This is a genomic window from Pseudorhodoferax aquiterrae (assembly GCF_014652235.1).
In the GTDB taxonomy this organism is placed as follows: Bacteria; Pseudomonadota; Gammaproteobacteria; order Burkholderiales; family Burkholderiaceae_C; genus Pseudorhodoferax; species Pseudorhodoferax aquiterrae.
The window spans coordinates 36,634-43,941 of record NZ_BMYK01000037.1 but is presented as its reverse complement, the minus strand read 5'-3'; the positions used below and the strand labels follow the sequence as shown (position 1 = coordinate 43,941).

6 protein-coding genes and 1 pseudogene are annotated in these 7,308 nt (G+C 69.2%); 6 read left to right on the top strand and 1 reads right to left on the bottom strand.

The window, feature by feature from the left end:
- Window positions 1-71: 71 nt before the first annotated feature.
- From IE209_RS30460 to IE209_RS30450, 3 genes and pseudogenes are all read left to right on the top strand, one after another.
- Window positions 72-431 (top strand): annotated as a pseudogene (locus IE209_RS30460) (ABC transporter substrate-binding protein); the annotation flags it as partial.
- Window positions 432-568: 137 nt separating this feature from the next.
- Entirely contained in the window at window positions 569-2,050 is a 1,482-nt protein-coding gene (locus IE209_RS30455) for an aldehyde dehydrogenase (protein WP_017404449.1), read from the top strand.
- Window positions 2,051-2,097: 47 nt separating this feature from the next.
- Window positions 2,098-3,153: a zinc-dependent alcohol dehydrogenase family protein gene (locus tag IE209_RS30450; protein ID WP_017404448.1), complete on the top strand. Its 1,056-nt coding sequence runs from the start codon at window positions 2,098-2,100 to the stop codon at window positions 3,151-3,153.
- A 100-nt stretch (window positions 3,154-3,253) separates the two neighbouring features.
- Here the strand turns inward: IE209_RS30450 and nadC are convergent, their stop codons facing one another.
- Window positions 3,254-4,111, bottom strand: a complete 858-nt coding sequence (gene nadC / locus IE209_RS30445) for a carboxylating nicotinate-nucleotide diphosphorylase (protein WP_103738775.1) — start codon at window positions 4,109-4,111, stop codon at window positions 3,254-3,256.
- A 362-nt stretch (window positions 4,112-4,473) separates the two neighbouring features.
- On the opposite strand from nadC, the gene IE209_RS30440 reads away from it, so the two are divergent.
- Genes IE209_RS30440 through IE209_RS30430 form a run of 3 tightly spaced genes read left to right on the top strand, consistent with a single transcriptional unit; the run spans window position 4,474 to window position 7,293 of the window.
- Complete coding sequence (locus IE209_RS30440; RefSeq protein ID WP_088167133.1) at window positions 4,474-4,935, top strand: bacteriohemerythrin; 462 nt, start codon at window positions 4,474-4,476, stop codon at window positions 4,933-4,935.
- Between the two features lie 44 nt (window positions 4,936-4,979).
- Window positions 4,980-6,299 (top strand): Rieske 2Fe-2S domain-containing protein, encoded by a 1,320-nt coding sequence (locus IE209_RS30435; protein WP_148748456.1) that lies wholly within the window; start codon window positions 4,980-4,982, stop codon window positions 6,297-6,299.
- A 4-nt stretch (window positions 6,300-6,303) separates the two neighbouring features.
- A complete protein-coding gene (locus tag IE209_RS30430; protein WP_026062142.1) occupies window positions 6,304-7,293 on the top strand; it encodes an ABC transporter substrate-binding protein in 990 nt (329 codons plus the stop codon).
- Window positions 7,294-7,308: the final 15 nt, after the last annotated feature.

The following is a 7,308-nucleotide window of genomic DNA, read 5'->3' as shown; positions in this document are numbered from 1 at the left end:
GTGCTAGCTTTGCGTACCGTCACTTATTGCACTGAAAACGAGGAGACCCCGGCTCGGAAACAGCCGACTTCTGGGCGGCGGACCTGGACAACGCCGAGAACAAGCGCTTCGTCAAGGAATTCAATGCCAAGTACGGCCGCCTGCCGTCGAACTACGCCGCGACGTCCTACGACATGGTCACGCAGCTGAAGGCCGCCGTGGACGAACTGGGCGGCAACACCAAGGAAGCCGCGAAGCTGAGCGCGGCGCTGCGCAAGGCGGCCTACCGGTCCGTTCGCGGGGTCCAGTACCGGATCGGAAAGAACGGCTTCCCGGTCGACCGGTTCGTCGCGGTCGAAGTCGATGGAAGCGGACCCGTCTGGAGCCTCAAGTCCAAGGAGGTCGTGCTCGAGGGCACGGCCGATCCGCACCTGGCGGCTTGTCCGCTGTAGGCGAGAGGCGGCCGTGCCCGGTCGGGTGGCGCCGCCGCGCGGCGCGCCCCCGCAAGGGCCGCCCGTGTCCACCCCGTTTGTTCAGAAAGAGGATCCGAGCCACCATGTCGCAGTCAACTTCGCTGCCGAATCACGAGATGGGCGCCCGCAGCTACGGCCTGCACATTGCCGGCGAGGCCGTCGCGGCCGAGCCGGGACGTACCTTCGAGTCCTTCAACCCCACGACCGGGCGGCGCTGGGGCGACTTCGCCATCGCCGGCGCCGACCAGGTGGACCGGGCGGTGACGGCGGCCGCCAAGGCATTCCGCGGCCCCTGGTCCCGCATGTCCGCGACCGAGCGCGGCCGGCTGCTGATGCGCTGGGGCGACGCGATCGCGGAGAACGCGATGCACATCGGCGCGCTCGAGGCGACGCAGAACGGCAAGCTGGCCTCGGAGATGCAGACCCAGGCGCGCATCGTGCGCGACTGGCTCTGCTACTTCGGCGGCATGGCCGACAAGATCGAGGGCGCGGTCATTCCGGTCGCGCAGACGTCGGTGCTCAACTACACGCTCAAGGAGCCCCTGGGCGTGGTGGCCGTCATCGTGCCCTGGAACTCTCCGACGCTGCTGATGATCGAGTCGGCCGCGCCCGCGCTCGCCGCGGGCAACACCATCGTCGTCAAGCCCAGCGAGGTGACGTCGGCCTCGGCGATCGAGATCGCCCGGCTGGCGGAAAGCGTCGGCATCCCCCCCGGCGTCCTCAACGTCGTGACGGGGCTGAGGGAAACCGGGGAGGCGCTCGTCGGACACCCGCAGGTCCGCAAGATCTCCTTCATCGGCAGCACGGACGTGGGACGGGCCATCGCCGCCGAGGCGGGCAGGAAGCTCGTCCCGTGCACGCTCGAGCTGGGCGGCAAGAGCCCGAACATCGTCTTCGAGGACGCCGACATCGACCGCGCGGAAATCGGGGTGCTGGCCGGGATCTTCGCGGCGGCGGGCCAGACCTGCGTGGCGGGCTCGCGCGCCTACATCCACCGCCGCATCTACGACGAACTGGTCTCCCGCCTGGTGCGGCGGGCGGGCCGGATCGCGGTCGGCGACCCGCTGGCGCAGGCCACCCAGATGGGGCCCGTCGCGAGCAAGGCCCAGCTGGACAAGGACCAGGCCATCGTGCGCGAGGCCGTGGCCGCAGGGGCCAGCGTGCTCTGCGGGGGCGAACGCCTGGCGGTGCCAGGCTTCGACGGCGGCTACTTCTTCGCGCCCACGATCCTGGGCGGGGCGGATGCGGCCAATCCGGTGATCTGCAAGGAGGTCTTCGGGCCGGTCCTCGCGGTCATGCCCTTCGAAGACGACGACGAGGTCCTCGCCCTGGCCAACGATTCGGAGTTCGGGCTGGCCGCGGGGGTGTGGACCAAGGACTTCCGGCGCGCGCACCTGATGGCGCGGCGGCTCGAGGCGGGAACGGTCTGGCTCAACACCTACCGCACGCTGGCCTTCAATTCGCCCTTCGGCGGCTACAAGTCCAGCGGAATCGGGCGCGTCAACGGCACCGAGGCCGTGAACCACTACCTGCAGACCAAGAGCGTCTGGTGCGAGCTCGGCGACGAGGTGCGCGACCCGTTCGCCTTCAAGGCCTAGGCACCCTCCCGGCCGCACAGCCACAGATCCATCGCATAGGAGCCACGATGAGAGGTGTCGTATTTCCCGGGAACCGCAAGATCGAGTACCTCGAGGTGCCGGACCCGACGCCCGGGCCGCTGGACGTCGTCATCGAGATGAAGGCGTCCGGCATGTGCGGCACCGACCTGCAGAACTACCGCAGGCCGCTGGACCAGCCTGCCTACATGCCATCGCTGATCGGCCGCCCGCCCATCGCCGGCCACGAGCCCGCGGGCATCGTCTGCGCGGTCGGTTCGGCCGTGCCGGCGCAGCTCGCGCGGGTCGGGCAGCGGGTCATGGTGCACCACTACCAGGGCTGCAACGCCTGCGCGCACTGCCGCACCGGCTGGCAGCAGCTGTGCCGCAACGTCCAGCCGATGGTGCGCGTGTACGGCAACAACGACGACGGCGGCCACGCGCCCTACCTGAAGGTGCCGGCGAACACCGTGGTCACGCTGCCGGATTCGCTGAGCTTCGAGGCCGGCGCGGCGATCGCCTGCGGAACCGGCACCGCCTACCAGGCGCTGCGGCGCATGCACCTGTCCGCGGCAGACACCATCGCCATCTTCGGGCAGGGGCCCGTCGGCCTGTCGGCCACGCAGTTCGCGCGGGCCATGAATGCGCGCGTCATCGCCATCGACACGAACGAGCAGCGGCTCGAGCACGCACGCCGACTGGGCGCCGACGTGGCCTTCGCCCCGTCGGGCGACGGCGATGTCGCAGAAGCCATCCTGGAGCTGACCGGCGGGCAGGGCGTCGACAAGTCGCTGGAGACCTCGGGGGCGGCATCCGCGCGCAGCGCGGCCATCCGTGCGGCCAAGACCTGGGGGACCTGCTGCTTCGTCGGCGAGGGCGGCGAGGTGCGCATCAACGTCAGTCCGGAGCTGCTGCGCCGCCAGATGACGGTCATGGGGTCGTGGACGTTCTCGACGACCGGCCAGGCCGAGTGCGCCGCCTTCGTCGCCGCCAAGGGGCTCGACGTCGGCCAGCTGTACACCCACCGCTGGACGCTGGACCGGGCCGAGGAGGCCTACCGGCTGTTCGACCAGGGCGTGGGCGGCAAGGGCGTGTTCCTGCTCTGATGGCGGCGGGGCGCCGGTACCGGGGGCGTATGCGGGCCACGGCCCGGCGCACGGGCCCGTCCGGTCGCCGGCATGCGCGCCGACGCGACGCGGTCCCGGCTCAGGCCTCCAGCGGCCGCTCGCTGAAGCGCATCGAGAAGTCGACGGCCGTCACGTCCTTGATCAGCGCGCCCACGGAGATGCGGTCGACGCCGGTCTCCGCGTAGGCCCGCAGCGTCTCGAAGGTGACGCCGCCGGAGACCTCCAGGCTGCAGCGGCCCTGGGCCAGCCGCACCGCTTCACGGACGGTCTCCAGGGGCATGTTGTCCAGCAGCACCATGTCCACGCCCGCGTCGAGCGCTTCCTGCAACTGCCGCAGCGTCTCGACCTCCACCTGGATGAAGGCCACGCGGCCCTTGAGCGCCTGCGCCGCGCGGAACGCGGCCGTCAGGCCGCCCGCTGCCGCGATGTGGTTCTCCTTGATCAGGACGGCGTCGTACAGGCCCATCCGGTGGTTCTGGCCGCCGCCGCAGCGCACGGCGTACTTTTGCGCGGCGCGCAGGCCGGGGATGGTCTTGCGCGTATCTAGGACGGCCGCGCGCGTGCCTTCGACCACCTTGACATAGCGGGCGGTCTTGGTCGCCACGCCGCTGAGCGTCTGCAGGAAATTCAGGCAGGTGCGCTCCGCGGTGAGGAGCTCGCGCGCCACGCCTTCGATCACCACGACGGCCTGCCCGGGCACGCAGGTGCCGCCATCGGGTACGCGCCAGTCGGCCCGCGCCGTCGGCGCCAGGCGGTGCAGTATCTCCTCGACCCAGGGCCGGCCGCAGACGACCGCCGCCTGGCGGCACGTGATGGTGGCCGTGGCGCGGGCGGTCGCCGGGACCAGTTCCGCGGTCAGGTCTCCCGGGCCGACATCCTCGTCCAAGGCACGCTCGACGTCCTGGTGCACCTGCTTCAGAAACTCTCTCTCACTCACGTTCAATCCTTTTTGTTCATCCTGGGGAGGCCGCGTCCCGGCGCGGCCGTGCCGCCTGTGCTTGCGTGGGCCGGCGGAGCGCCAGCCACCGGGGCCACCGGCGCCGGAGCATGGCTTGCGGCCTCACCTCGCTCATGCGCGCGACTGGAGGAGACGTTTGCCCGTCGGCCGAACCGGTGCGCACGCACGCACACGCACCGCCATGCGTACACATCGAGTCCGAGTTTACAAAATTATTAGAGACCAAATGATTCTAGGGAAACCCCGTAGGGAAAACCGTTGCCCGGATCAACGTGTGCCCCTAAAATCATTAGGCGACTAACAAAACGGGGCACCGCCAGACGGTGCCCGCATTCCCCGCCATGAACCCCACTGAAACCTCGGCGCCGATCTGGTCAGACTCGCTACTGCTCGGGCATGCGGCGATCGATGGCGAGCACGAGCAACTGGCCGAGCTGATCGAGCGCATGCGGTGCGCCGCCGCGCCCGAGATGGCGCAGGCGCTGGACGCGGTGCTCCAGCATGCGGCCTCGCACTTCGCGGCCGAGAACGAGTTGATGCGCACGACGGCGTTTCCGCCGCGCGACTGCCACATCAGCGAGCACGAAGCGGTGCTGTCCACGCTGCGCGGCGTGCGTGCCCGCCTGGCGCGCGGGGAGGTCGAGGTGGCCCGCCGCGTGGCGGACGAGCTGGCGGCCTGGTTTCCGCCCCACGTCCAGCACCTCGACTCGGCACTCACCCATTGGCTCTGCAAGCTGCAGCACGGCGCCAAGCCCGTGGTGCTGCGCGTGGGCCGAAAGCCCGAGGCCGCCCTGGCCTGCTAGTTCAACCCCCCTGAAGCAACCACCACTAGAGATGAGATGACATCATGATGACTCACGAAGAGAACGAACTGCTTTGCCGCGTCGAAGGCGACGCCCCGATGGGACGCCTGATGCGCCGCCACTGGATGCCCATCTGCCTCGTGGAAGAGGTGAGCGAACCCGACGGCACGCCGGTGAAGGCGCGGGCGTTCGGCGAGGACCTTGTGGTCTTCCGCGACAGCGACGGCCGGGTCGGCGTCATGGATGAGTACTGTCCCCACCGTCGCGCGTCGCTGGTCTACGGCCGCAACGAGGAGGGAGGGCTTCGCTGCCTCTACCACGGCTGGAAGATGGACGTCGACGGGAACGTGCTGGAGATGGCTTCCGAGCCGGCTTCGAGCGGCATGGTCGACAAGGTCAAGCACACCGCGTACCCCACCAAGGAATGGGCTGGCATGGTGTGGGCCTACATGGGGCCCAAGGAGACCATGCCCGAATTCCAGCCGCCGCCGTGGGCGCCGACGGCGGACACGCGGGTGAGCATCGCGAAAGTGCTGCTGCCGTGCAACTGGGCGCAGATCCTCGAGGGTGCCATCGACTCCGCGCACAGCTCCAGCCTTCACTCCTCCGACATGGTTCCTGCGCGCGTGGACGGCGCGAAGGCCACGGACAAGACCTGGCTGCGCCCGTCCACCGACAAGGCGCCGCGCATGCAGGTGCAGCGCACCGGCTTCGGCTTCCGCTATGCCGCGCTGCGCCGCCCGATCACGAACGCCGCGGAGAACGACTACGTGCGCTCGACGGTGTTCGTGGCACCGGCCACGGCCCTGATCCCGCCCAACAACCTCTACAACGTGGCCAACATCAACGTGCCGATGGACGACACGAGCACGGCGTTCTATTTCATCGCCTGGGGCCACCCGTCGCAGACGCCGGAGACCGACACCTGGCGCAAGTTCCTGCGCCAGACGGTGGGTGTCGACCTGGACCAGAACTACCGCCCCCTGCGCAACGAGGCGAACAAGTTCTGGCAGGACCGCAACGCCATGAAGGCCGGCAACTTCACGGGCATCACCGGCTTCCCGAACCAGGACGTGGCGATGTGGCTGACCATGGGCGCCATCGCCGACCGCACGCATGACCGTCTGGGCGCCAGCGACTTGGCGATCGTGGAATTCCGCAAGCAGATGCTCGAGGCCGTGCAAGCCTTCGACCAGGGGGCGCCTGCCATCGGCACCGGCGCCGAGGCGGCCACGCCGGCCGTCTGCTCCTTCCAGGCCATCGTCCCCAAGACGACCGACTGGCGCACCTACGAGACCCGCTATGTCTGGCTGGACGGCGAAAACCGTCCCGAGTTCGAACCCTCCTATTCCGTGAAGTCCTGATCCCGTGAGCAAACTCCAACTCTCCGTCGCCATGGGCGACTACGACCGCACCCGCGCGCTGTTCGACGGCCGCGTTCAGATCGACGGCGTCGATCCCGTGTACATGCTCCTCAATCCCGAGGAGATGTTCTTCCGGGCGATGCGTAGCGTCGATTTCGACATCACCGAGCTCTCGTTCTCCAGCTACCTGGTGAAGCACTCGCGGGGCGAGTGCCCTTACATCGCGCTACCGGTGTTTCTCTCGCGGGCGTTCCGGCACACGTCGATCTACGTGCGCAAGGACCGCATCCGCGAGCCGGCCGACCTGAAGGGCAAGCGCATCGGCTTGCCCGAATACCAGCTCACCGCCAACGTGTGGGCGCGCGCGATCCTGCAGGACGACTTCGGCGTGCGCCCCTCCGACGTGACCTGGGTGCGCGGGGGCATCGAGACGCCGGGGCGGCCCGAGAAGGTCAAGCTGCAGCTGCCGGACGACGTCCGGATCGAGCAGGCGCCCGAGGGGGCGACGATCTCGCAGATGCTCGACCGCGGGGAGATCGATGGCTTCATGGCGCCGCGCCCGCCGAGCCGGTCGGCGCTCGCCAACCCGAACATCGGCTGGCTGTTCGACGACCCGACCGCGGTGGCCAAGGACTACTACCGGCGCACGGGCGTGTTCCCGATCATGCACGTGGCGGCCGTCAGGAAGGAACTCGCCGCCAAGCACCCCTGGCTTCCCGCCGCGCTCGTCAAGGCCTTCACCCAGTCCAAGGCCGCCGCGCTGGAGCTGCTGTCGGACACCTCGGCCACCAAGGTCACGCTGCCCTTCGTCGAGGAGCAGCTGCAGGCTGCCCGCGAGGCGATGGGGGACGACTTCTGGTCGTACGGCGTGGCGGCCTCGGCCAGGACGCTGGAGACCTTCGTGCGGGCCCACTACGAGCAGGGCCTGTCATCGCGCCACGTGCCGGTCAGCGAGCTCTTCCACCCCGCGACCTACGAGACCTACAGCATCTGATCCCGCACCACCCAC

Coding starts and splice junctions, on each gene's coding strand:
- IE209_RS30455 (WP_017404449.1), top strand. CDS start 569: ATGGGCGCCCGCAGCTACGGCCTGCACATTGCCGGCGAGGCCGTCGCG.
- IE209_RS30450 (WP_017404448.1), top strand. CDS start 2,098: ATGAGAGGTGTCGTATTTCCCGGGAACCGCAAGATCGAGTACCTCGAG.
- IE209_RS30440 (WP_088167133.1), top strand. CDS start 4,474: ATGAACCCCACTGAAACCTCGGCGCCGATCTGGTCAGACTCGCTACTG.
- IE209_RS30435 (WP_148748456.1), top strand. CDS start 4,980: ATGATGACTCACGAAGAGAACGAACTGCTTTGCCGCGTCGAAGGCGAC.